General features: G+C 69.7%; 22 protein-coding genes. 10 read left to right on the top strand and 12 right to left on the bottom strand.

The window, feature by feature from the left end; genetic code table 11:
• Nucleotides 1–2: 2 nt before the first annotated feature.
• Nucleotides 3–851 (top strand): alpha/beta fold hydrolase, encoded by an 849-nt coding sequence (locus PFX98_RS03155; protein ID WP_285233720.1) that lies wholly within the window; start codon nt 3–5, stop codon nt 849–851.
• On the opposite strand, the gene PFX98_RS03150 is transcribed toward PFX98_RS03155, so the two are convergent.
• The 6 genes from PFX98_RS03150 to PFX98_RS03125 form a co-directional block, all read right to left on the bottom strand.
• Nucleotides 848–3,067, bottom strand: coding sequence for a molybdopterin-dependent oxidoreductase (locus tag PFX98_RS03150; protein ID WP_285233719.1), 2,220 nt, complete (start codon nt 3,065–3,067; stop codon nt 848–850). The genes PFX98_RS03155 and PFX98_RS03150 overlap by 4 nt on opposite strands.
• Nucleotides 3,068–3,121: 54 nt before the next feature.
• Nucleotides 3,122–3,463: a nuclear transport factor 2 family protein gene (locus tag PFX98_RS03145; protein ID WP_285233718.1), complete on the bottom strand. Its 342-nt coding sequence runs from the start codon at nt 3,461–3,463 to the stop codon at nt 3,122–3,124.
• A gap of 2 nt (nt 3,464–3,465) precedes the next feature.
• On the bottom strand, nt 3,466–4,005 hold the full coding sequence (locus PFX98_RS03140; RefSeq protein WP_285233717.1) for a protein tyrosine phosphatase family protein: 540 nt from the start codon (nt 4,003–4,005) through the stop codon (nt 3,466–3,468).
• Between the two features lie 75 nt (nt 4,006–4,080).
• On the bottom strand, nt 4,081–4,848 hold the full coding sequence (locus tag PFX98_RS03135; protein ID WP_285233716.1) for a LytR/AlgR family response regulator transcription factor: 768 nt from the start codon (nt 4,846–4,848) through the stop codon (nt 4,081–4,083).
• Complete coding sequence (locus tag PFX98_RS03130) at nt 4,845–5,927, bottom strand: histidine kinase (protein ID WP_285233715.1); 1,083 nt, start codon at nt 5,925–5,927, stop codon at nt 4,845–4,847. The genes PFX98_RS03135 and PFX98_RS03130 overlap by 4 nt, the downstream gene beginning before the upstream one ends.
• A complete protein-coding gene (locus PFX98_RS03125) occupies nt 5,924–7,066 on the bottom strand; it encodes a sensor histidine kinase (protein WP_285233714.1) in 1,143 nt (380 codons plus the stop codon). The genes PFX98_RS03130 and PFX98_RS03125 overlap by 4 nt, the downstream gene beginning before the upstream one ends.
• A gap of 131 nt (nt 7,067–7,197) precedes the next feature.
• Here PFX98_RS03125 and PFX98_RS03120 point away from each other — a divergent pair, with 131 nt between their 5' ends.
• Nucleotides 7,198–8,046, top strand: coding sequence for an alpha/beta fold hydrolase (locus PFX98_RS03120; protein WP_285233713.1), 849 nt, complete (start codon nt 7,198–7,200; stop codon nt 8,044–8,046).
• A gap of 7 nt (nt 8,047–8,053) precedes the next feature.
• Here PFX98_RS03120 and PFX98_RS03115 read toward each other — a convergent pair whose 3' ends face one another.
• The 5 genes from PFX98_RS03115 to PFX98_RS03095 all read right to left on the bottom strand — a co-directional run bounded on the left by PFX98_RS03115 (nt 8,054) and on the right by PFX98_RS03095 (nt 11,995).
• Nucleotides 8,054–8,842, bottom strand: coding sequence for a substrate-binding periplasmic protein (locus PFX98_RS03115; protein ID WP_285233712.1), 789 nt, complete (start codon nt 8,840–8,842; stop codon nt 8,054–8,056).
• Nucleotides 8,843–8,943: 101 nt separating this feature from the next.
• Nucleotides 8,944–9,729: a nitroreductase family protein gene (locus tag PFX98_RS03110; protein ID WP_285233711.1), complete on the bottom strand. Its 786-nt coding sequence runs from the start codon at nt 9,727–9,729 to the stop codon at nt 8,944–8,946.
• A gap of 10 nt (nt 9,730–9,739) precedes the next feature.
• On the bottom strand, nt 9,740–10,102 hold the full coding sequence (locus PFX98_RS03105) for a PilZ domain-containing protein (RefSeq protein WP_285233710.1): 363 nt from the start codon (nt 10,100–10,102) through the stop codon (nt 9,740–9,742).
• Nucleotides 10,103–10,134: 32 nt separating this feature from the next.
• Entirely contained in the window at nt 10,135–11,271 is a 1,137-nt protein-coding gene (locus PFX98_RS03100; protein ID WP_285233709.1) for an MFS transporter, read from the bottom strand.
• A 286-nt stretch (nt 11,272–11,557) separates the two neighbouring features.
• Nucleotides 11,558–11,995 (bottom strand): hypothetical protein, encoded by a 438-nt coding sequence (locus tag PFX98_RS03095; RefSeq protein WP_285233708.1) that lies wholly within the window; start codon nt 11,993–11,995, stop codon nt 11,558–11,560.
• Nucleotides 11,996–12,211: 216 nt separating this feature from the next.
• Between PFX98_RS03095 and PFX98_RS03090 the strand changes: the two genes are divergently transcribed.
• Entirely contained in the window at nt 12,212–12,835 is a 624-nt protein-coding gene (locus PFX98_RS03090) for a DUF1134 domain-containing protein (RefSeq protein WP_285233707.1), read from the top strand.
• A 148-nt stretch (nt 12,836–12,983) separates the two neighbouring features.
• A complete protein-coding gene (locus tag PFX98_RS03085) occupies nt 12,984–13,820 on the top strand; it encodes an alpha/beta fold hydrolase (RefSeq protein WP_285233706.1) in 837 nt (278 codons plus the stop codon).
• A 25-nt stretch (nt 13,821–13,845) separates the two neighbouring features.
• Here the strand turns inward: PFX98_RS03085 and PFX98_RS03080 are convergent, their stop codons facing one another.
• Entirely contained in the window at nt 13,846–14,448 is a 603-nt protein-coding gene (locus tag PFX98_RS03080) for a nucleotidyl cyclase domain-containing protein (RefSeq protein ID WP_285233705.1), read from the bottom strand.
• A gap of 250 nt (nt 14,449–14,698) precedes the next feature.
• Here PFX98_RS03080 and PFX98_RS03075 point away from each other — a divergent pair, with 250 nt between their 5' ends.
• The 6 genes from PFX98_RS03075 to PFX98_RS03050 all read left to right on the top strand — a co-directional run bounded on the left by PFX98_RS03075 (nt 14,699) and on the right by PFX98_RS03050 (nt 24,527).
• A complete protein-coding gene (locus PFX98_RS03075) occupies nt 14,699–17,644 on the top strand; it encodes an adenosylcobalamin-dependent ribonucleoside-diphosphate reductase (RefSeq protein WP_285233704.1) in 2,946 nt (981 codons plus the stop codon).
• Between the two features lie 67 nt (nt 17,645–17,711).
• On the top strand, nt 17,712–18,317 hold the full coding sequence (locus tag PFX98_RS03070; RefSeq protein ID WP_285233703.1) for a YdeI/OmpD-associated family protein: 606 nt from the start codon (nt 17,712–17,714) through the stop codon (nt 18,315–18,317).
• A 388-nt stretch (nt 18,318–18,705) separates the two neighbouring features.
• Nucleotides 18,706–19,923 (top strand): saccharopine dehydrogenase family protein, encoded by a 1,218-nt coding sequence (locus PFX98_RS03065; RefSeq protein WP_285233702.1) that lies wholly within the window; start codon nt 18,706–18,708, stop codon nt 19,921–19,923.
• Nucleotides 19,924–19,928: 5 nt separating this feature from the next.
• Nucleotides 19,929–21,449 (top strand): aldehyde dehydrogenase family protein, encoded by a 1,521-nt coding sequence (locus PFX98_RS03060; protein WP_285233701.1) that lies wholly within the window; start codon nt 19,929–19,931, stop codon nt 21,447–21,449.
• Between the two features lie 14 nt (nt 21,450–21,463).
• Nucleotides 21,464–22,861, top strand: a complete 1,398-nt coding sequence (locus PFX98_RS03055; RefSeq protein WP_285233700.1) for a DUF1329 domain-containing protein — start codon at nt 21,464–21,466, stop codon at nt 22,859–22,861.
• A 31-nt stretch (nt 22,862–22,892) separates the two neighbouring features.
• Nucleotides 22,893–24,527 (top strand): DUF1302 domain-containing protein, encoded by a 1,635-nt coding sequence (locus tag PFX98_RS03050; protein WP_285235526.1) that lies wholly within the window; start codon nt 22,893–22,895, stop codon nt 24,525–24,527.
• Nucleotides 24,528–24,529: the final 2 nt, after the last annotated feature.

The following is a 24,529-nucleotide window of genomic DNA, read 5'->3' as shown; positions in this document are numbered from 1 at the left end:
CCATGTACCTGCAGCGTTACTACCGCAGTGACGACGGGCTGCGGCTGTTCGCGCGCGACTACCCGGGCCCCGGCCCGGGCGCGCCCTGCGTGTTGTGCCTGCCCGGGCTGACACGCAACAGCCGCGACTTCGATCGCCTGGCCCTGGCCCTGAGCGCGCGTTACCGCGTGATCTGCCCGGACCAGCGCGGCCGCGGTCACTCGCAGCGTGACCCCGACCCCGCCCGCTACCGGCCCGACCGCTATGCGGCCGACATGTTCACCCTGCTCGACCTGCTCGGGCTGGCCGAGTGCAGCGTGGTCGGCACCTCGCTGGGCGGGCTGATGGCCATCATCATGGCCGCGCTGCAGCCGGCGCGCTTGCGCGCCGTGGTGCTCAACGATGTCGGGCCCGAGCTCGACCCGCGCGGCGTGGCGCGCATCCAGGCCTATATGGGCGAGCCGGCCGAGGCCGGCGGGCTGGAGCAGGCGGTGGCGCGGCTGCAGCGCATCAACGACGGCAACTTCCCCGACTTCGGCCCGGCCGACTGGCTGGACATGGTGATGGCCACGCATGTGATGGAGGGCCTGGTGGCCGTGCCCGACTACGACCCGGCGATCGCGCAGGGGGTCAACTCGGGCAGCGCCGCGCCCACGCTGTGGCCGCTGTTCGATGCCATCCGGGGCAAGCCGGCGCTGGTGCTGCGCGGCGATCGCTCGGACATCCTCTCGGCCGCCACCGTGGCGGCGATGTGCGCGCGCCTGCCCGAGCTGCAGGCGGTGGAGATCGCCGGCCGCGGCCACGCGCCGACGCTGGACGAGCCGGCCGCGCAGGAGGCCATCCAGGCCTTGCTGGCGCGCGCCTATGCCTAGGCCGGGCTGAGCGCCACCGGCACGCCGCTCAACACGGCGTTACCGGAGAGCGGGTCGCGCGCCGCATCGTCCAGCAGCGCATTCAGGTTCACGCCCGGGCGCTCCCGGGCGAGCCCCAGCTGCGCGCCCGGCAGGTCATGGCCCCAGCCATGCGGCAGGCTCACCACGCCGGCCATCATCTCGGCACTCAGCTCGACGCGCGCGAGCAGCTCGCCGGTGGCGGTGCGCAGCCGGCCCTGGCTGCCATCGACCAGGCCCAGGCGCGCGGCGTCCGCCGGGTTCACCAGCAGGGTGCAGCGCTCCGGGCCCTTGGCCAGCACCGGCAGGTTGTGCATCCAGCTATTGCCCGAGCGGGTGTCGCGCCGGCCGATCAGCAGCAGGCCGGCGGCTGCGCTTTGCAGCGCGTCCAGCGCCGCGTCCACATGACCCAGGTCGGCCAGCAGGGCGGCTGGCGCCAGCTCGATGCGGCCCGAGGGCGTGCGCAGCAGTTCGGGGATGCGTGGTTTGAGCTCGCCCAGGTCCAGCCCGCAGGGGGCGGCCTTGACCTTGGCCAGGCTGATGCCATCGGGCTTGAGGCCGAAGCGGTCGCCATAGGGGCCGCTGCGCAGCGCCAGATCGATCAGGCGCTCGGGGCCACGTTGCGGCTGCAGGGCCGCCAGCACGGCTGGCGCGTGTTCGCCGGCCAGGCGCTGCACGTCGGCCGCCACGTAGGCGTCGTCCAGCGCGCCCACATCGCCGCGCCAATCCTTGCCCTCGACCATCGCGGCCAGGCGCAGCAGGGTCTCCCATTCCTCCGGCTGGCCGGCGGGGCGCGCGAACACCGGCCCCGAGAAGCGCGCGTGGTTGCGCCAGCTGAGCTGGGGGAAGGCCATGTCGTAATGCAGATCCTCCAGCGGCGAGAGGCCGGGCAGGATCACGTCGGCATGGCGGCTGGTCTCGTTCAGGTAGATGTCCAGGCTCAGCATGAACTCGAGCGCATCCAGCGCCTTGGCGATGCGCGGGCCGTTCGGCGCCGACAGCACCGGGTTGCTGGCCAGGGTGATGAGCGCGCGCACCTGGCCGGCGCCAGGCGTCTCGATTTCCTCGGCCAGGCAGGTGATGGGCAGTTCGCCGAACACCTCGGGCGCGCCGCTCACGCGGCTGTGGCGCCGGCCGGTGCTGATGCCCTTGCCCTGGCCCGGCTTGCCCTGGGTGTTGGATGCGAAGGCGGCGGCCTTGGGAAACATCGCGCCGCCCTCGGCATCCAGGTGCCCGGTGAGGATGTTGAGCAGATCGATCAGCCAGCTGTTGAGCGTGCCGAAGCGCTGCGTGCAGGTGCCGATGCGGCCATAGATGGAGGCGCGCGGCGTGCTCGCCAGCGCGCGCGCCAGGCGGCGCTGTTCGGCCGCGGCAATGCCGCAGCCGGCCGCCATGCGTTCGGGCGCATAGGCGCTGGCGGCGGCGCGCAACTCGTCCAGGCCGTTGACATGCGCGGCCAGGTGCTTGAGCTCTACCAGACCCTCGTCGAACAGGGTGTGCAGCATGCCCAGCAGCAGGAAGGCGTCGCCGCCGGGCTTGATCGGCAGGTGCTCGTCGGCCGCGGCGGCGGTCTCGCTGCGGCGCGGATCGATCACGATGATGCGGCCGCCGCGGGCGCGCATCGCCTTGGCCTTGCCGCGGTAGTCGGGCACGGTCCAGAGGCTGCCGTTGCTGATCATGGGGTTGGCGCCCAGGATGATGAGCAGATCGCTGCGCGGCAGGTCGGGCACCGGGATCGAGAGCCAGTGGCCGTACATCAGGCCGCTGCTGAGCTGCTTGGGCATCTGGTCCAGCGTCGAGGCCGAGAACACATTGCGCGTGCCCAGCGCACGCACCAGGCGCGGGAAGTAGGCCAGCAGGCTGATCTTGTGCGCCGAGGGGTTGCCCGCCGTGGCGGCCACCGCGTCGGGCCCATGCGCGCGCAGGATCGGCAGCAGGCGCGCCTCCACCTCGGCCAGGGCCTCGTCCCAGCTGGCCGGCACGAAGCGGCCATCGCGCTTGATCAGCGGCTGGCGCAGCCGGTCGGGGTCCTCGTGCAGGTCCTTCAGCGACACGCCCTTGGGGCAGAGGTAGCCGGCGCTGAAGGCATCGCCCTCGGCGCCGCGGATCGCGATGACCTTGTCACCCTCGCTGCGTATCTCCAGCCCGCAGCAGGCTTCGCACAGGGGGCAGATGCGGTAGTGGGTTTGTTCGGCCATGCGCTCGTCTCCGGTTGGTCGGCCGATTGTGAGACGAGGCCGGTTTGCCCGGGGTCAAGTTGGCGACACGGGTGTTCCCTGATGGAAGACGATCTGCCAGCCGCGCGGCTGGCGCTTCCAGACCGAGGCCCGCAGGCTCAGCTGGCCCATGCGCAGCGAGCGGTAGCGCACCAGAGCGAGGTTCTCGGCCAGCGCCTCGGCGCTGAACTCGCTCACCTCGCGCTGCACCACCGGCCATCGGGGCATCACCTCCAGCAGCTGGGCCTTGGTCCAGATGCGGCCGGAGCTGCCATGCTCGACGAACTCGTCGGCAATCAGCTGCTCCAGCCGTTCGGGGCCCGGATGGTGGCCCACCAGGGCGAGTTCCTGTTCAAGGGCAAACAAGGTGTATTGCATGGTCAGAACGGGTCGAAGTTGATCTGGTGCTGACGCAGCTGATCAAGCATCAGCGTCTTCCAGGGCCCCGACGGGGTCCAGATGCGCGCGACCTGCTCATAGGCCTGGCGCGGCTCGGCCTTCTCCACCACCGTGCGGTAAAGAAAGCTCAGCGTGCTGGCGCGCATATTCACCTGGCAGTGCACCAGCACCTTGCGGCCCTTGAGGGCGCCCAGCTGGGCCGCGAAGGTCTCGAAATCGCGCGCGCTGGGTGCGTCGAAGCGCACCGGGATGTTGATGAAGACCAGGCCCTGGCGCGCCACGATCAGCGGCTCCTCGCGCACCGCATCGCCGACGGTGGGCGGCGCCAGATAGATCACCGCATCAAAGCCCTGCGCGCCCAGCGTGGCCAGCCAATCCGCCGAGGGCTGGCCCGAGGTCACCAGCTGTTCGCTCAGCGCCACCAGATTGGGCGGTGCCGGCGGCGCCGCATGCGCAGCCGCGCTCAACAGCAGGGGCAGGGAAAGCAGCAGGCGCATGCCGGCTGCCAGGCGGTTCTTCATGGCGGACTCCAGGGATCGGAGCCGATGGTAAGCAGCGCCTGCGCCGATGCCAAAAGTCTGGTCTGGCCACCGCCCTTACATCTGCTTGAACAGGTGGGCGTAACTTTCGGCCACCAGCAGCACGTCGGTGCTGTCCTTCAGCCTGACCTGCAGACGGCCGCGGAAGTCGCGCGTTACGCCGGCGATCGCGGCCGCGTTCACCAGGGTGGAGCGGTGGATCTGCCAGAACTGCTGGGCGTCCAGCTCCTCCACCAGCTCCTTCAGCGGCTTGCGTATCAGCGCCTCGCCCTCGCGGATCGCGACGCGCGTGTACTTGTTGTCGGACTGGAAGTACAGCACCTCGTCCACGGTGATGAGCTTGAGGGTCTGGCCCACCGAGGCGTTGATCCAGCGCAGCGGCTGGCGCGGCGTCTCCAGCAGCCGGGGCGCGGCGGCCAGGCGGTCCAGCACCGCGCTCAGGTCCGCCAGCGGCTGCGCCAGGCGCTGCTTGAGGCGGTTGATGGCGGTGAACAGGCGCGCCGCCTGCAGGGGCTTGAGCAGGTAATCGACGGCGCCCTCGTCAAAGGCCTGCACCGCGTACTGGTCGTAGGCGGTGACGAACACCACATGGCTGCGCGCGCCCACCTGGCGGGCCACCTCGATGCCGGTCAGGCCGGGCATCTGGATGTCCAGGAACATCAGGTCGGGCTTGTGCAGCTCCAGCAGGCGCAGGGCCTCGATGCCGTCGCCGGCCTCGGCGACGATGCTGAGCTCGGGCCAGAGCCGGCCGAGCTGCTCGACCAGCTCATGGCGCAAGGTGTCTTCGTCTTCCGCCACGATGGCGGTGGGGGCACTGCTGTTCATGGGTGCAGCTCGAGGCTGAAAAGGGTGTGATCGGCGCTGCTGCTGCAGGCCAGGCGGGTCTGGGTATCGGTGGTGCTTTGCAGGCGCTGCTGCAGGCCGGCGATCTCGGCGGCGTCGCCACACAGGCCGGGGCGGCCGAAGCGCAGGCCGACGCGCCAGCCCGGCGAGTTCAGTTCCGCGCGCAGCTCGCAGGGGCCGGGCGCGCCCTCGCTGAGCGCCAGCGCACGTTGCAGCAGCGGTAGCAGCACCATCGGCGGCACCGCCAGCTGCCCCAGCTCGGCCGGCCAGTCGCGCCGCAGCCCGGGCGATGCCGGCCCCAGGCGCACCGCCAGATAACTCTCCAGCAGCTCGGCCTCGGCCTCCAGGCTGCTGCCCGATTCGCGCAGGCGCGGCAGGGCCACGCGCAAATGGCGTATCAGCTGCTCCATGCGCAGGGCCGCGCCGGCCGCACCGCGCGCATAGTCCTGCTCGATGCCGACCAGGGTGTCGAACAGGAATTGCGGGTCGACCTGGGCCTGCAGCGTGGCCAGGCGCGCCGCCATGGCCTTGCGCTTGAGCACCGTCTGCTCCTGCAGGCTGCCCTGCATCGCCAGCTCCAGCGCCTGCTGGCCCCGGTTCATCTCGTGCAGGGCCACCACCAGGCCGGCGCAGAGGCTGGCGAACAGCGCATCGCCCAGCACGCCGGTCCAGTGCCAGCGGTCGTAGGGCGGCTTGCCCTCCTTCTTCATCATCAGCGCCATCGCGTCGGGCCAGGCCAGCCACTGCAGCAGCCACTGCAAGAGCAGCAGCGCCAGGCCCGCGCCCAGCAGCAGGGCGGCGGCCAGGCGCCAGGGCCGGGCCGGATGCTGCGCGTCGCTGCGGTCCACCGGTAGCCAGATGAGGGCGATCACCAGCACCAGCACCAGCGGCGAGATCAGCTGGCCCAGCAGGGCCAGCGGCCAGCCCGGCTGGTCCAGCACATAGATCAGCGAGCTGGAATCCAGCACGCCGAACAGCAGGCCGATCAGCAACCAGCCGGCCAGCTCGCGCGCGCGCAGGCTGCGCCAGGACTGCCAGACATGGGCCGTCAGGCCGCTCACGCGAGGGCCTCCGCGGGCTCGGCCACCGCCAGCGCCAGCAGCGGCAGGTGCAGCCGCGCCAGCACGCCGCGCGGGCTGGCGGCCTCCAGTTCGAGGCGGGCGGCGTCGCCGAACATGGCTTGCAGGCGCGCGCGCGTGTTGGCCAGACCGACGCCGCTGCCGGCGCTGGCGCTGAAGCCATGGCCGTTGTCCTGGACCTCGATCACCAGGCCCTGCGCGCCGCCCTGTACCTCGCGCCGTGCGGCGCGGATGCAGATCTCGCCGCCCTCGGGCAAGGGGCCCAGCCCATGCTTGATGGCGTTCTCCACCAGAGTGGCCAGCACCATCGGCGGCAGCACGACGGACTGCAGCGCCTCGGGCACCTCGATGCGAAAGCGCAGCCGCGGGCCCATGCGCATCTGCAGGATGCTGAGGTAGTTGCGCACCAGGGCCAGCTCCTCGCCCAGGCTGGACTGGCTGCGGCGCATGCCGGGCAGGGCCGAGCGCAGATAGGCGATCAAATGGCCCAGCATGTCGCGGCCGCGCTCGGGCGTGGTCTCGTACAGGCGCTTCACGTTCGCCAGCGTGTTGAAGAGGAAATGCGGCTCGATCTGCGCGTTCAGCGCCGACACCTGGGCCTCGACCTGGCGTATCTGCAGGCGTTCGCTCTGCAGCCTGGCCTCGGCCAGGGCCTGGCGGCTGAGGTTGGCGCGCTGCGATTTCAGGAACAGCGCATAGCCCAGCCCGCCCAGCGCGCTCCACAGCAGCAGCAGGCTGAAGAACCAGCTCCATTCGAACTTGACGCGCGCCGGGTCCAGCCAGTAGGCCACGCGGTTGCGCAGCACGGCGCCCAGGGCCGCGCCCAGCAGCACCGCGCCAGCGCGCAGCAGGCGCTTGGCGGATTCCGTGCGCAGCGGCCAGCGCGCCAGCCAGGCCTCGGCACAGCCGATCAGCAAGAGCAGCACAAAGCCCGAGATCAGGGTCTGGCGCGTGTAGCTCAGCCAGCCCATCAGCCATTTGTGCAGATCGCTGTAGCCGACGTACCAGGTCAGCACGCGCGAGCCGGCGAACAGCACGCACAGGCCCACCATGGCCGCCAGCACGCGCAGGTTGAAGACCGCACGGAAGGCTCTGGCAGGGCTACCGGGGCTGCTGGGCATGGAGGGCATGGTAGCGATTCTGCCGCCGCCGCCAGGCCGGGGCGAGCGCCTTGCGACCGACGCCGCCATGCGGCGACGAAATCGGCTTGGGGAGGCGGGCCACGGCATACTGGCCACCAGGAGTGAAATTCATGCGACTTGAAATTGCCCCGGGCGTGCGCCTTTTTGTCGATGTGCAGGGCCCCGGCCTGCTGCCGGACGGCCCGCTGATGCGCGAGCTGCCGACGCTGATCTGCATGCATGGCGGGCCCGGCTTCGACCATTCGGCCTTCAAGCCCGGCTTCGGCGCGCTCGCCGATGTGGCCCAGATCATCTATTACGACCACCGCGGCCATGGCCGCAGCGACCCGCGCCCGCGCAGCGAATGGACGCTGGATACCTGGGCCGATGACGTGGTGCGCTTGTCGGACGCGCTGGGCCTGGTCAAGCCCATCGTGCTGGGGCAGAGCTTCGGCGGCTTCGTGGCCCAGCATTACCTGGCACGCCACCCCGGCCATGCGTCCAAGGTAGTGCTCTCCAGCACCTCGCACCACATGGGCCTGGCGCGCAAGCTGGCGGTGTTCGAGCGCCGCGGCGGGCCGGTGGCGCGCGAGCTGGCGCGCGCCTTCTGGAGCACGCCCAATGCCGACACCTGGGCCGCCTACTGGGCCGGCTGCCGCAAGCTCTACAACACGCGTGATCCGATCGACCCCGATGCCGGCGCGCGCGTGCTGCTCAACACCGACATCCTGCTGCACTTCGCGGCCGGCGAAATGCAGGGCCTGGACCTGCGGCCGGGCCTGGCGCACGCGCAATGCCCGGTGCTGGTGATGGTGGGCGAGGACGACCCGGTCTGCCCGCTGGAAGACGCGCTGGAGATCGCCGCCGCGCTGCCGCCGCAGTGGATGCAGCTGGCGCGCTTCCCCGGCGTGGGCCACGGCGCCTGGCGCGACGATCCCGACGCGGCCTACCCGGTGCTGCGCCGCTTCATCCAGGGTTGAGACGGCGTCAGTCCACGCTCTTCATCAGGTGCGCCACCTGGGTCTTGAACTCGGGCGATTCGCGCAGCTTGCCCTGCAGGCGCCAGACCTCGCGCGCCGTCTGCGCGTGCTTGGCGAAGAAGGGCTTGGAGAAGATCGTGTAATAGGGCTTCTCGGCCAGCGGCGGGTTGACGCGCTCCAGCTTGCCGGCCAGCGCGGCCGAGGCGGCCAGCGAGTTCTCGGCCTCGGTGGTCTGCAGCGCCGCGGCGATGTAGCGGCCCGCGGCCACGCGCTGCAGCAGCTCGTCGGCGGTGGGTGAGCTGTCCTCGACCTTGGCGCCCAGCTCCTTGAGCTGGCCGACGATGGAGAAGCCGGTCTGTGCGCCCACCGTGCCGTTCGCGACCAGCTTCTGGCCGTCCCAGCTCAGCGCCCCGCCCTTGACGCGGTAGAGCGCATAGGTGGCGCGGTACATGCGCTTGGTGGCGTCGGGCTCGCCGTCGAGCTTGAGTGGGTAATGCGCGTACTCGGCGCGCTCCTTGTTGTAGCTGGCGTTCATGGCCGCATCCACGCTGCCGGCCTTGAGCTCGGCCAGGCATTGCTTCCAGGGCATCGCCACCAGCTTGATGGGCACGCCCAGCTGCTTCTCCAGCAGCGGCATCATGATCTGGCTATAGCCCGGCTTGGCCTTCAGCAGCCAGGGAAAGGCGTCTTCGTTCTCATGGCAGACGCTGATCTTCTCGGGATTGGCTTGCGCGCAGGCGCCGGTGGTGGCGAGCGCCAGCAGGCCCGCGAGGGCCAGGGTGGGGTGGAACTGCATGGGGCGGACCTTTCGAGTTCCGGCGGGCGGAATGGATGCTCCCGCCTCTGGCCGTGAGGCCATGCTAGGCAGGCCGGCGCCGCGGCACAAGCCCCGCGGTCTCAGTCCTGCAGAAACTGTTTGTCCTGCAGCAAACGGCGCAGCTCGGCGGAGTCGGCGCGGAACTGCTCGGGGTCGTACTTGACCCGGCTGGTGTAGAACTCGGCCAGCGAGCGGATGCCATGTTCCTCGATCAGGGCGCGCAGGCGCGGCACCGCCATATAGCGCTCCCAGCCCTTGCGCTCGCGCTCGGCGTAGATGGCATCGAGCCCGGCGGCATCGGGGTGGCGGTAGACCTCGTCGTGCAGCAGGGCCGTCAGCGGCAGGCGGTCGCGCTTGGGCGGGTCCTCCGCCGCATAGCCCACCACCAGGCTGGTGACGGGCAGGCAGGTCTCGGGCAGCTCCAGCAGCTCGGCAATGCCCCGCATCGCGTGCAGGGTGGTGCCCATGTAGCAGATGCCCAGGCCGCGCGCCTCGAAACCCAGGGCCAGGTTTTGCGCCAGGATGATGGCGTCGAAGGCGGCCACGTGGTAGCCGATCAGGTTGTTGAAGTTGTCGCGCGCGCCGCGAGCCTTGAGCCAGCTGCGCGTGCGCCACCAGTCGGCGCACAGCGTCACCACCAGCGGCGCCTGCAGCACCATCTCCTGCTCCGCGTGCAGGGCGTAGAGCCTGCGCTTGCGCTCGACGTCGCGCGTCAGCACGATGGACACGCTGTTCAGGTTGCCCGATGAGGAAGCGCCGGCCACCGCGTCGGCGGCCACCGCCTCGATCAGCTCGGGCGCGATCGCATCGGGCTTGTAGCTGCGGATGGAGCGGTGCTGGTTCAGCAGTTCGGACAGGGTTTGCATGCGGCGCGGCTCAGCTGGCAAGCAGGGCCTTCAGCTCGCGCTCCAGCAGGCTGGCCTCGCCGAGGTTGACCTCGATGAGCCGGCGCAGATGGGTGATGCTCTCGATGTCGATGCTGCGGCATAGCAGGCCGGCGTGATCGCCGTCCACATGCGCCACCTCGGCCGCCATGGTGATGCGGCTGTCCTCGCCGTCCAGCTCCACCTTCAGCAGGCAGGGCGTGCCGGTGGCCACCGCGCCGGGGCGCGGCAGCTGCAGCAGCGCACCCTTGAGCGAGATGTCGAGCAGCTTGACGGGCAGGCGGTCTTCGGTGGTGGTGAGCTGCGCCGGCGCGTCGAAGGCGACGCGGGCGAAGTGGCGGCGTTCTTGGGTCATCGCAAGCTCCTGAGCGTGATCGATGCTAGCACTCAGCCCGGGCTGCGGCGGGCGTACAGGCTGCCCAGCAACATGGCGCCCGCCATGCCCCAGAACAGCGGCGTCACGCCCAGCGCCGCGCCGAGCGCGCCGAAGGCCAGCGGCATCACCGTCTGACTGGTGTTGATGAGGGTGGTGCGCAGCCCCAGGGCCTCGGCGGCACGGCCGGCGGGCGCGGCCTGGTGCAGCAGGGTCAGCACCATGGGCTGCGGGCCGCCCAGGCCCAGGCCCAGCACAAAGGTCAGCAGCATCAGCATGCCCACGCTCCGGGTGAAGGGCATGGCCACATAGGCCAGGCCGGCGGTCAGCAGCGAGCCGGCCAGCAGCGGCCAGGGCTGCAGGCGCTGGGCGATGAAGGGCATGGCCAGGCGCACCACGAAGGTGGCGGCCGCGAAGGCGCCCATCACGATGCCGATCTGCGAGGCGCTCAGGCCGATCTGCGAGCCATAGACCGGGATCGCGAAGTTGTAGATGTCCCAGGCCACCGTGAGGATGGCCATGGCGATGAAGAGCCGGCGCAGCGGCGCATCGCGCAGCAGCTCGAACACATGGCCGGCGCGCTTGGCCTGCGGGCTTTGGTGGCGCTGGTGGGCGGGCAGCAGGCCGGCGGCCAGCGCCGTCACCGGCAGCACCGTGAACAGCGCCAGGATCAGGAAGGCGGCGCGGTAGCCCAGCGCGTCGATCGACAGGCCGGTGAGCATGGGCGCCACAAAGGTCGAGGTGGAGAAACCCAGCGCCACATAGCTGAAGTTCACCGGCCGCTCCTCGGGCAGGCTCATCTCGCCCACCGCGTGATAGGCCGCCACATTGATCAGCATGAAGGCCAGGCCCACCAGCACCGCCGTCAGGTAGAGCGTGGCCAGGCCCGGCAGGGCGAAGCTCAGCAGGGTGCCCAGGCCGACGCCGGCGGAGCCCAGCAGCATCGGCCGGTTCGGGCCGTCGCGGTCGATCCAGCGCCCCACGCTCACCGACAGCAGCGCCGGCAGCAGGGCATAGGTGGCCATCAGGCTGCCGACGATCAGCGGCGTGGCACCCAGCTTGATGGCGAACAGCGCCACGGCGATGCGGCTGCCACTGAAGGCCACATGGTTCAGCACCAGCAGGATGACGATGAGGGGGAGCGGCCGCACCGGCCCCATTCTAGGGAGCTAGGGCCTGTTAACACTACGTTTGCACGATGCGTTGCCACCAGAAAGGCCGTGAACTAGGCGCAAACCGAAGCCGGGGTCACTTCCCCGGCGAGGCTTTGCAACGACGTGCACGGTTTTTCTGGTGGCAACCCGAAGGGAACGGGACTGGCAGGGCCCATCTCGTCGTTGAACTCCTTGCCCAGGCAGCCAGCCTGGGCTGCGTCGTCCGCCTAGACCTGGGCCCTGCCGGCCCCGTTCGCACGGGCAAACGTAGTGTTAACAGGCCCTAGAGCGTGATGTCGGCCCAGATCGTGCTGACCTCGATGGCCTGGCGCAGGCGCTCGGGCGCCACCGCCTCCAGCCCCATCGATTCGAGCAGGTACCAGCAGGCGCGCAGCAGGGCGGCGGTGGCCTGCCGGGCGTCGTCCTCCGGCAACTCGCCCATGCGGCCGGCGCGCGCCAGGCCCTGCTGTTGCTGGCGCATCTGCGAATGCGGCGCGGGCAGGGCGGCCGGCACATGCGCGCGCGCGATGCTGGCCAGCAGGTCCTGCACCTCGGTGCCATGGGTCTCGTCGTTCACCAGCTTGGCCAGATCGCCCAGCAGGGTTTCGGCGGCGGTGGCCAGCAGGCGCGCGGCATGCTCGCTGCCGCCGGCCAGGAAATGGCCGGCCGCCAGATCGACGTATTCCAGCGCCAGCGCGAGCTTGGACAGATCCTGGATCATGGCTTGGGCATGTTGAAGCTTCCTCTCTCGGCAATCCCCTCCCAGGGACTGCGCAGTCTAGGCGCAGCGGCGATCGAATGAACATGAACAATGTCACGCGATGCTGGCTATGCTTGCGGCCCAAGAGAGCGGCTAGCGTTTGCTTACAACTCGGGCGGTCGCCCGGCGCGCCCGCCGACCGCCCTGGGTTAGGGTTTCAACCGAAAGGATCCGACCATGAAGCACAACACCGATCTGCGCCCCTGCGCCAGCGAGCGCCGCGAACTGCTCAGGCAGCTGGGCGGCGGCGCCACCCTGTTGGGCCTGGGCGGCCTAGCCCTGCCCAGCCTGGCGGCCGATGCCTCGCCCAAGCAGGACAACACCTATGACGAGGACTCCATCCTCGCGGCCGCCACCGAGTTCTTCGGCAGCACCACCGAGGGTCTGGCCAAGGTGATCGAGAAGGCCTTCAAGGAGCAGGGGCGGCCGAACGGCTACATCAAGGGCGAGGAAGCCTCCGCCGCGCTGACGGTGGGGGTGCGCTACGGCGATGGGCATTTGATGATGAAGGGCGGCGGCAGCGCGCGCGTCTACTGGGCCGGGCCCTCGATCGGCTTCGACGCCGGCGCGAACGCCTCCAAGGTCTTCACCCTGGTCTACAAGCTGCCCAGCGTCTCGGCGATCTACCAGCGCTTCCCGGGCGTGGACGGCAGCCTGTACTACATCGGCGGCGCCGGCATCAATTACCAGCGCAGCAAGGGCATCACGCTGGCGCCGATCCGCCTGGGCGTGGGCCTGCGCGCGGGCGCCAGCGTCGGCTATGTGCATTACCGGCGCGAGAAGTCCTACAACCCCTTCTAGCCCCTTCAGAGCGACCGCAGGGGCAGAGCGCGGCCACAACAATTGAAACCGGCGCCGGGCCGGCCTGATACCGCGCTGAAACCTCCACCCTCGATGCTGCAAGCCTACCCACCGCATGCCGCGGCGGGCCCGCATCGAGGGTCGAACCATGCTGATGGATCAAGGTCTTTTCGCGCCGCAGTCCGGCGGTCTCGCCATGCAATGTGCGGGCCGGGGCGCGGGGGTGCTGTGCCTGCATTCAAGTGCCGGCGGCTGGCAGCAATGGCGCAGCGTGATGCAGCAGCTGCAGGGCGAGATGTCGCTGCAGGCCCCGGATCTGCTGGGCCATGGCGCCAGCCCGGCCTGGCCTGTCGATGCGCCGGCAAGCCTGGCCTTCGAGGCCTGCGCGGTGCTGGCCAGCCTGCGCGGCGGCCATGCGCCGCTGGACCTGGTGGGCCATTCCTACGGCGGCGCGCTGGCGCTGCAGATCGCGCTGCAACGGCCGCGGCTGGTGCGCTCGCTGACGCTTTACGAGCCGGTGGCCTTCGGCCTGCTGGACAGCAGCGATCCGGCCTGGTTGGAGATCCGCGGCGTGGCGCGCCAGCTGGACAGCTGCCTGGCGGAGGGCAACACGGTGGCCGCCGCGCAGAGCTTCGTCAATTACTGGCATGGCGGCGATGCCTGGTCCGGCCTGAAGCCCTCGCAGCGCGAGCCGCTGGCGCGGCGCATGCCAGTGGTGAGCCGGCATTTCAAGGCGCTCTTCAACGCACGCTGGAGTGCCCAGGTGCTGAGCCAGCTGCGGATGCCGGTGCATCTGATCTGCGGCGGCCGCACGCGGCTGCCGGCGGCACGCGTGGCGACCCTGCTGTCGCGCTGCCTGCCGCAAGCCAGCCTGCAAGTGCTGCCCGAGGCCGGCCATATGGGGCCGCTCACCCATGCCGCGCAAGTGGCCGAGATGATGGCTGCGGCGCTGCTACAGGGCCAGCCCTGCGCGCTGGCCGCTTAGGGCGCGCGCCTGCCGCGAACCCGGTCTACCCGGCGCGCAGGCAGTTGCCGCCGGCGCGGCTGGCGGCCTGCTGGGCCGTCTCGGCGCGCGCCAGCAGCTTGAGCGCATCGTCCTCCGCGCCGCGCCAGGCCGTCAGGCCCAGGCTCAAGGTGCGCTTGCTCTGCTGCGCCCAGGCGGCGCGGATGCGCTCGCACACCCGGCGCGCGATCGGCAGGTCCACATCGACCAGCAGCAACAGCAGCGCCTCCTGCGCCCGGCCGGCCACCAGGTCGCGCTGACGGCATTGGCCGCGCAGCAGATCGGTCAGGCCTTGCTGGGCGCCGGCATCGGCGTGGCCATCCAGGCTCAGGTTCAGCAGGCAGAGCGCCTGGCCCTGGGTCTGGGCCAGCGCCAGCAGCTCGGGCAGGCGTTGCAGCAGCTCGGCGCGCGTCAGCAGGCCGGCGGCCGCGCTCTGCAGGCTGAGCCGATGGAAATGCTTGTAGTGAGACAGCGCCGCGTCCAGCTCGCCCCTGGCCTCGTGCAAGGCACTCAGGCGTTCGTGCAGCGCGGCGTTGGCCGGCGCGTCGTGCAGGGCGCGCTGCAGCGCGGCAAGTTGCTCCTCATGCTGGGCTTGGGTAGAGGCTGGCATGGCCGGAGGATAGCGCGATACGGCGCATAGCCGGCCCCCCAGCGTGGCGCAAGCAGGGTAAGTCCCGGCCGGGCGGTAAATCTTGTTTCAGCCAGCCGGTGCTGCATGCCGCGCGCGAGTGGGCACTCACCAGTGCGAATGCTTGTGCGGGCTGCGCCGGCTTGCAGTGACCAGGGTCAAAACCGCGGCGCTAAGATGCCGGCAAGATCGCGAATCTGTTCATACATACAGGTATTTGGAGGCCCCCCGCATGACACCGCCCACCCCAGCTCACACCGACACCCCCGCCTCCGCCCCCCGCACCGCCCTGGCCCCCGCCTCGGCCCTGCCGGCCCAGGACATCAGTGCCGAAGTGCTGCTGGAAAAATACGCCAAGGGCGATGAGCAGACCCTGGACGAGCTGCGCCAGCGCGTTGCGCGCGCGCTCGCCGAGGCCGAGGCGCCCGAGGCCCGGGCGCATTGGGAAGCCAGATTCCTGGACGCGCAGCGCCGCGGCTTCGTGCCCGCCGGCCGCATCAATTCCGCCGCCGGCACCGAGCTCACCGCCACCCTGATCAACTGCTTTGTGCAGCCGGTGGGCGATTCCATCGCCTCCGTCGACGATGGCCATCCCGGCATCTACACTGCCCTGACCGAGGCCGCCGAGACGATGCGCCGCGGCGGCGGTGTGGGCTACGACTTCTCGCGCATCCGCCCGCGCGGCGCCTGGGTCGGCTCCACGCAGAGCAGCGCTTCGGGCCCGGTCAGCTATATGCGCGTGTTCGACCGCAGCTGCGAGACGGTGGAGTCCGCCGGCAGCCGCCGCGGCGCCCAGATGGGCGTGCTGCGCTGCGACCATCCCGACATCGAGGAGTTCATCCACGCCAAGGACCATGGCGACCTGAAGAACTTCAATGTCTCGGTGGGCGTGACCGATGTGTTCATGCAGGCCATCGAGGCCGATGCCGAGGTGGAGCTCACGCACAAGGCCGAGCCCGGCGCCAAGCAGCGCGCCGCCGGTGCCTACCAGCGCGGCGACGGCCTGTGGGTCTACCGCAAGCTCAAGGCCCGCTCGCTGTGGGACCAGGTGATGCGCAGCACCTACGACCATGCCGAGCCCGGCGTGCTGTTCCTGGACCGCATCAACGCCGACAACAACCTGCATTACTGCGAATCGATCGCCGCCACCAACCCTTGCGCCGAGCAGCCGCTGCCGCCCTATGGCTGCTGCTGCCTGGGCTCGGTGAACCTGACGATCTTCGTGCGCGACCCCTTCGGCCCCAACGCCAGCTTCGATGAGGAGGGCTTTGCCGAGGTCTGCAAGGTGGCCACCCGCATGCTGGACAACGTGCTGGACGTGACCCCCTGGCCGTTGCCCGCGCAGCAGCAGGAGGCGCGCAACAAGCGCCGCGTCGGCCTCGGCTTCACCGGCCTGGGCGACACCCTGGTGATGCTGAACCAGCGCTACGACACCGAGGCCGCGCGCGATGTGGCGCGCCGCATCAGCGAGGTGATGCGCAATGCCGCCTACGAGGCCAGCGCCGACCTGGCGGTGGAGCGCGGTGCCTTTCCGCTCTTCAATGCCGATCTCTACCTCTCCGGTGGCAACTTCGCCTCGCGCCTGCCGCAGGGCCTGAAGGACAAGATCCGCGCCCAGGGCCTGCGCAACTCGCACCTGCTCTCGATCGCGCCCACCGGCACCATCAGCCTGGCCTTCGCCGACAACGCCAGCAACGGCATCGAGCCCGCCTTCAGCTGGAGCTACACGCGCAAGAAGCGCATGCCCGACGGCAGCTTCAAGGAATACGCGGTGGAGGACCATGCCTGGCGCCTGTACCGCCACATGTTCGGCAGCGATGCGCCGCTGTCCGATGCCTTCGTGACGGCGCTGGAACTCTCGGCCGCCGATCATGCCTCGATGGTGGCCGCGGTGGCGCCCTTCGTCGACACCTCGATCTCCAAGACGGTGAACGTGCCGGCGGACTATCCCTATGCGGATTTCCAGGATCTCTACACCCAGGCCTGGAAGGCCGGGCTGAAGGGCCTGGCCACCTACCGGCCCAACAACATCCTCGGCTCGGTGCTGAGCGTCGAACCTACCGCCACGCCCGAGCCGCTCAAGCCGGTGACGGCCGACGGCACCAACCAGCGCCTGCGCGTCGAGCGCCTGCCCACCGCGGTGCTGGCCTCGCTGCGCTGGCCCAGCCGGCCCGAGCTGCCCGGCGGCAACCCGGCCTGGAGCTACATGATCCGCCACCCGCATGGCGACTTCGCGCTCTTCGTCGGCGAGCTGCCGGCCGAGGGGCCGGATGCCGGCCTGTTCGGCAAGAACCTGCCCTTCGAGGTGTGGGTGAACGGCGCCGAGCAGCCGCGCGGCCTGGCCGCCGTAGCCAAGACGCTCTCGATGGACCTGCGCACCAATGACGCGGCCTGGCTGCGCCTCAAGCTCGACGCGCTGGCCACCGTGGCCGAGGAGCGCGCCTTCGAGATGCCGATGCCGCCGAACGGCGAGTCACGCCTGTTCCCCGGCGTAGTCTCGGCCACCGCCGCGGTGATCCGCTCGCGCTGCGAGCAGCTCGGCGCGCTGCAGGAGGGTGGCCCCACGCCGGTGCTGGACGCGATGTTCAGCCGCGAGGAGCCGCGCACCAGCACCATGGGCACGCTGGCCTGGGCGGTGGACGTGGACAACCCCGCCACCGGCGAGCAGTTCACCCTCACGCTCAAGGAAGTCAGCCTGCCGGCGCCGGATGGCGGCCACATCACGCGCCCCTGCGCGATGGGCTTCTCGGGCAACTACCCCAAGGCCCTGGACGGCATGGCGCGCCTGCTCTCGCTGGACATGCGCGTGATGGACCCGGCCTGGATCGGCATGAAGCTGCGCAAGCTGCTCAACGTGGGCGAACCGCTGGGCCACTTCATGGCGCCGGTGCCTACCCTCTCGGGTGAGCGTCGCCAGCAGATCTGGCCCTCCACCGTGGCCTATGTGGCGCGCCTCATCATTCACCGTTATGCCATGCTGGGCGTGCTGGACGAGCAGGGCCTGCCGCTGGTGGAAATGGGCCTGCTGCAGGCGCCCGTGGGCAAGTCGGTTTCGACCAGCGCCAGCCTGCAGGTGCAGGCCGGCAAGCCCTGCCCGGAATGCGGCAACGCCACCATGATCCACAAGGACGGCTGCGACTTCTGCACCGCCTGCGGTTATGTGGGGCAGTGCGGCTGAGGCGATGGCCTGAACTGGCGCGCAGCCTGTCGTAACGCACAGCTGGAGTTGCGGCAGACTGCGCGGTATGGACGCCCCTCAAGCCATCCCGGATGTAAAGCCATTCAAGTCCGCACAGGCCTTTGAGGCCTGGTTGAGCAAGCATCACGCGAGCTCCGATGGCTTGTGGCTAAAAATCGCCAAGAAAGGGGTCGGCGTCCCCAGCGTCACGTACCTCGAGGCGGTGGAGATCGCGCTGTGTTGGGGCTGGATCGATGGGCAGAAGAAGGGCTTCGATGACCAGCACTTCCTGCAGCGTTTCACCCCGCGCCGGCCGCGCAGCGTCTGGTCGAAGACGAATGTGACCAAGGTCGCTGCGCTCATCGAAGCAGGGCGGATGCAGCCCGCCGGGCAGGCCCAGGTCGATGCCGCCAAAGCCGACGGCCGCTGGGAGCGCGCCTACGATGGCGCGCGCACGGCCACCGTGCCGGAAGACCTGCAGGCCGCGCTGGCCCAGTGCCCGCCGGCGCAGGCCTTCTTCGCGACCATCAACGCCAGCAACCGCTACGCGGTGCTTTGGCGTGTGCAGACTGCGGTGAGGCCGCAGACCCGCGCCGCGCGGATCGCGCAGCTGGTCGAGATGTTGGCGCGGGGCGAGGTCTTGCATCTCTTCAAGCCGAAGCCCCGGGGCTGAGCGGTCCCGAATCCGTCGTCCGGCGCTGAATTCACGGCGACCGCCGCTCCCGGTAAGGCTGCCCCGCAGGGTCGACCGACCGCAAACGCTGCAGCAGCCTCAGCCACCGGCTGATTGAGCTTGCCCTCGGTATCGGGCGGCTCACCAAACAGTTAGGCAGAGCCCGGCCGTTGTCTTTGGCGGTGTCCGATCGATCGATCGGACGCTGGCCAGGCGCGACTCCCCTTCCTCCAAAAAGTCCGAAACATAAGTCAGTTTGCGAGGCCAGAGTGTCGCCGTGACTTCGTTTGGCCTGGTTGTTCATTCCCGTCTTCCGCTGGAAAACCCCCATAAACCGACTAATCGATCGGTTTTAGACTGGCTCCGCAGTGGAAGCAAGGAAGCTGGAATGAGCAACAAGGACAAGAAGGTGCGCATCGCCCTGTTGGGCGGCGCCGGCATGATGGGGCAGGGCATCGTTCGCGACCTGCTGTCGGATCGGGCCATCGTCGACATCGCGGAACTCAAGCTCTTTGACTCGAGCCGCGAGCGCATGCGGGCGCTGGGCGAGGCGATGAACAACGACGCGCGTCTGAGCCTGCACGAGCTGGATGTGAGCGATGCGCAGGCGCTGCGGCGTGCGCTCGACGGGGTCGACATCTGCGTCAACGCGGTGCCGACCCTGGCCGGCCATCAGATGGCCATCTTTGCCGCCGCGCTGGACGCCAGGGCGGACTATGTGGACCTGGGCGGGCTGGGCACCTACACGGTCAAGCAACTGGAGTGGCACGAGCGCTTCCGCGCCGCCGGCGTGGTGGCGGTGCTGGGCGTCGGCGCCGACCCGGGCATGTCGAATGTGATCTGCCGCGCCGTGGCCGATCAGCTCGACGAGATCGACAGCATCCACCTCTACTGGGCCGCCACCCTGAGCGGCGCGGAGAACCCGGTGCTGGTGCCGCCCTACAGCGTCTCGACCGTGCTGGCCGAGTACGCCCATCCCTGCGTGCAGTTCCTCGGCGGCCGCCATGTCGAATGCGCGCCGCAGACCGGCAAGGAAGTGATCGACCTGCCCGAGCCCTGGGGGCGCTGCGAGTTCATGTACTCGATCCATTCCGAGCAGCTGACCGTGCCGCTGGCCGATGGCATCCGTCAGAAGGGCATCCAGGAGTTCACCTGGAAGCTGCATCTGCCCAAGCGCGAGCACGAGGCCTGGGTGGGGCTGGTGAAGGCGGGCTTCGGCGACTTCGACCGCCCGGTGGACATCAACGGCACGCCGGTGCGGCCGCTGGACCTGCTGAACGCCGTCATCAACCGCAATATCGCCGAGAACGCCCAGCGCATCCCCGCGCAGCAGAGCAGCGAGATCCACTTCGCGATCGGCCGCGGCCGGGTCGGCGGCCAGCCGGCCACGGCGCGCTGCGAGGTCATCGTGCGCGCCCATCCGATGTACGAGGGTTATGTCGACGCGGCAACCTCGATGAATGCCTCGATCGCCGTGCAGCTGATGCTGCGCGAACCGCGCCGGCCCGGCGTCTACGCGCCCGAGGCCTATTTCGATGCCAAGTCCTACTTCGTGGAAGCCGAGAAGCGCCAGTTCGCGATCTCGCTGACGCGCCAGATCGGCTGAGCAGCATGCTGGAGCGGCTTCTCTACATCGACGGCGCCTTCGTGCCCGCGGCCCGCGGTGGCACGCTGGACGTGCAGGACCCGGCTTGCGAGGAGGTCTTTGCCCGCGCCGCCGCCGCCACGGCCGCCGATGTGGACGCGGCCGTCGCCGCCGCGCGCCGTGCCTTCGACCACGGGCCCTGGCCGCGCCTGCGCGCCGCCGAGCGCGCGGCCCTGCTGCGCCAGGTGGCGGCCGCCCTGCGCGCCGAGCAGGAGCAGCTGGCGCGGCTGGAGCAGCGCGACAACGGCAAGCCGCTCAAGGAGGCGCGCGGGGATGTGGCCGACGCCGCCTTCTGCTTCGACTACTACGCCGACATGGCCGAGCAGATCGAGGCCGAGGGCGAGGCCGCTGTCGATGTGGGCGATGCGCGTTTTGACTGCCGCATCCGCAGGGAGCCGGTGGGCGTGGTGGGCGCCATCACACCCTGGAACTTCCCGCTGCTGATGGCGGCCTGGAAGGTGGCGCCGGCGCTCGCCGCGGGCTGCTGCGTGGTGCTCAAGCCCTCCGAGCTGTGCCTGCTGAGCTGCACGGAACTGGCGCGTTATCTGCACGAGGCGGGGCTGCCCGCCGGCGCCTTCAATCTGGTGACCGGGCTGGGTACCGAAGCCGGCGCGCCGCTGGCCGAGCATCCCGGCGTCGACAAGCTGGCCTTCACCGGCTCGCTGGCCACCGGTGCCAAGGTGATGGCCGCGGCGGCGCGCGAGAGCCGCAACGTCAGCCTGGAGCTGGGCGGCAAGTCGCCGCTGATCATCTTTGCCGACAGCGATCTCGACAAGGCCGTGCAGTGGCTGCAGTTCGGCGTGTTCTGGAATCAGGGCCAGGTCTGCTCGGCCACCTCGCGCGTGCTGGTGCAGCGCCCGCTCTACGCGGCCCTGCTGGCGCGCCTGAAGGCGGCCGCCGAGGCGATCCGCATCGGCCCCGGCGACGCCGAGGGCGTGCAGATGGGGCCCCTGGTGTCGGCCGCCCAGCATGCCAAGGTGCTGGAGGCGATCGTGCGGGCCCGCGACGGTGGCGCCCGCCTGGTCAGTGGCGGCGGCCGCCCCGCCGGCCTGGAGCGCGGCCATTTCCTGCAGCCCACCGTGTTTGCCGATGTGCCGACCGACAGCCTCATCTGGCGCGAGGAGGTGTTCGGCCCGGTGGTCTGCGTGAATCCCTTCGACAGCGAAGCGGAAGCGATCGCGCTGGCCAACGACAGCCGCTACGGCCTGGCCGGCGCGGTGATGTCGGCCGACGCGGCGCGCTGCGAGCGCGTGGCCCGCGCCCTGCGTGCGGGCGTGGTGTGGATCAACTGCTCCCAGCCCACCTTCACCCAGCTGCCCTGGGGCGGCATGAAGGCCTCTGGCATCGGCCGCGAGCTGGGCCGGTCGGGCTACGAAGCCTTCCTGGAGCTTAAGCAGATCACCCGCTTTGATGAGCGCGAAGACTGGAACTGGTACCCGGCCGACACCGTGCCGAAGGCGCCAGCAACCGAACCATCCACGACTTGACTGGAGACTTAGAAATGGCTGATCCGATTTCCAAGCGTCGATTCCATGCGGCCCTGTTGGCCGCGGCCTGCCTGGCCCTGGCGGGCCCCAATAACGCCATCGCGGCCGACGCCAGCCAACTCGGCGGCAAGCTGACCCCGCTGGGCGGCGACGCGGCCGCCAGCAAGGATGGCCGCATCCCGGCCTGGACGAATGAGGCGCAGGCCAGCGAGGGCTGGGCCTACGGCAAGCTGCGCAAGGATTTCTGGAAGTACAAGGCCGACAAGCCGCTGCACTCGATCACTGCCGCCAATGCCGCCGAGCATGCCGAGCAGCTGAGCCCCGGCCAGCTGGCCCTGCTGAAGCAGAACCCCGGCTTCCAGATGGACGTCTACCCGACGCGGCGCAGCTGCGGCGCGCCGGACTTCGTGGCCGAGAACACCAGGAAGAACGTCAGCGCCGCCAAGATGGGCGAGGACGGCTGGAGCCTCAAGTCGGCAGCGGTGCCGGGCATTCCCTTCCCGCTGCCCAGCACCGGCGCGCAGGCCATGATGAATTTCAAGATGCGCTACCACGGGGTGGGCACGGACTTCCCCAACGGCTTCACCTTCGTCTCGCCGCGCCGCGGCAGCGAGGACTGGATCCAGGCCGGCTTCGAGCAGACCATGTTCTACCCCTGGGGCAAGAAGGGCTCGGCCAAGCTCTCTGACGTCGGCAATATCGAGTACTTCACCTACTTCAGCTACAAGTCGCCGGCGGCGCTGGCCGGTCAGGCGCTGGCGGCCAATGTCCTGCTGGACAACCCCAGCGGCGAGACCTTCTACTACTTCCCCGGCCAGCGCCGCGTGCGCCGCCTGCCGGCCTATGCCTACGACGCGCCGCAGATCGGTTTCGAGAACCAGTACCTGCTGGACGAGACCATCATGTTCACCGGCACGCTGGACCGTTTCGACTGGAAGCTGGTCGGCAAGAAGGAACTGCTGGTGCCCTACAACGCGCTGGGCGTTTACGACTTCAAGGCCAAGGTGTCGGACCTGGTGCAGAAGAACGCGCTGGCCGCGAGCGCGCGCCGCTACGAGCTGCACCGCGTCTGGGTGGTCGAGGCCAGCGTCAAGAAGGGCGCGCGCCATGTCTCGCCCAAGCGCACCTACTACCTCGACGAGGACAGCTGGAACGCCGTGCTGGCCGAGGACTACGACATGCAGGGCGCGCTCTGGAAGGTGCGCGAGGGCTACCTGATCCCGGTCTACGAGACCGGCAGCTGCGACGTGGCCGCCTTCAGCCAATACAACCTGCCCGAGGGCCGCTACATCTTCGACTTCAGCACCGTGGGTGCGGGCGTCGACGTCCGGTGGCTGACCGAACCGAGCGGCGAGCGCATGAAGGCGCCCTTCTACACCTCGGACAACCTGCGTGCCATCAGCGATCGCTGATCCGCCTCGACACCACTAGGAGAGCTTCGTGATCAACAAGCCCCAACTCGCGGCGCGCGCCGTCGCGGCCGCCACGGCCATCGTCTGCGCTGGCGCCAGCGCCGAAACCTTCAACACCGAGTTCGTCTCGGGCAGCTTCGATTCGACCCTCAGCGTCGGTACCGGCATACGTACCAATGCCCCGGATGGCGGCCGCGTCATCGAGGGCAACAGCGGCGGGCCGGCCGGCCGCCTGGCCTGGACCAGCGGCCTGGGCGACCAGGGCGACCTCAACTACGCCAAGGGCGATGCCTTCACCACCTACCTCAAGGGCTCGCACGAGCTGCTGCTCAAGTTCCCCGAGAGCGTCACCGCGATGGCGCGGGTGAGCTGGCTGCGCGACTTCTCGGCCACTCGCACCACCGGCTGGAGCAGTGCCACCACGCCGCCGGGCCTGGACGGCAACCTGGCCGATGACGCACGCCGCGACCTGCGCTTCAAGGCGCGCGTGCTGGACCTCTGGGTCAGCAAGAAGTTCGACTTTGAGGACCAGTCCGTGCGCGTGCGCGCCGGCAACCAGGTGATCAGCTGGGGCGAGAGCCTGTTCATCCCGGGCGGCATCAACGTCACCAACGCGGTCGACGTGATGCGCCTCTCGCAGCCCGGCACCCAGCTCAAGGAGGCCATCCTGCCCGCGCCCATCGTCAGCGCCGCCGCCGGCCTGGGCCATGGCCTGAACATCGAGGGCTATGTGCAGCTGGGCTGGAACGCCAACTACATGCCACCCACCGGCAGCTTCTGGTCCAGCTTCAACGGCCTGGGCGCCGGCCACGGCGCCTATGGCTATCCGGAAACCAAGGCGAAAAACAGCGGCCAATGGGGCGTCTCGCTGCGCTACCAGCCGCAGGGCACGCAGCTGAACCTGGGCGCCTACGCGATCAACTACCACGACAAGTCGCCGTCCTTCACCTTCAACGACCCGAACGGCGGCATGGGCTGGGTGTACGGCGAGAACCGCAAGCTCTACGGCCTCTCGGCCAACTTCCCGCTGGGCGACTGGGCCATCGGCGCCGAGTTCTCCTACCGCCCCAAGGACGCGGCCACCATCAACGCCGCCACCACCGGCTGCGCCTCGCAGAACGGCAACTGCTGGGTCGATACCTCGCGCATGCAGCTGGCGCTCACCGCGCTGTTCAGCCTGACGCCGGACTCGGCCCCCGGGCTGCTGAATCTGCTAGGCGCGCAGACCGGCACCTTGCTGGCCGAGGCGGTGGCGATACGCTTCCCGCGCCTGCAGCAGCAGTACGGCGATGACCTGATCTCGGCCGGCGGCTGGGGCTGGGGCCAGCAGACCTCGGCCAGCGGCACGCCGGTGGCGGTGGGCACGAAGAACTCGGCGGGCATCAACTTCGACTTCAGCTGGGTCTACGACGGCTCGTTGATCCCGGGCTGGCAGGTGGTGCCGGAGCTCTACTACTTCCGCGCGCTGAGCGGCCGCACGCCCAATGGCGCCGCCACCTTCATGAAGGGCGCGCATTCGGCCAACTTCATCGTCAGCTTCATCCAGAACCCGGCGCGCTGGCAGTTTGCCGTCAACTACGCCCGCTTCATGGGTGGCGAGACGGCGGTCGACCAGCCCTACCGCGACCGCAGCTTCATCGGCCTCAACGCCTCGCGCAACTTCTGAGG

This window comes from Paucibacter sediminis, assembly GCF_030254645.1.
Taxonomy (GTDB): Bacteria; Pseudomonadota; Gammaproteobacteria; order Burkholderiales; family Burkholderiaceae_C; genus Paucibacter_B; species Paucibacter_B sediminis.
Note: the sequence above shows the minus strand (reverse complement) of the source record. Positions and strands in the feature narration are given on the sequence as shown.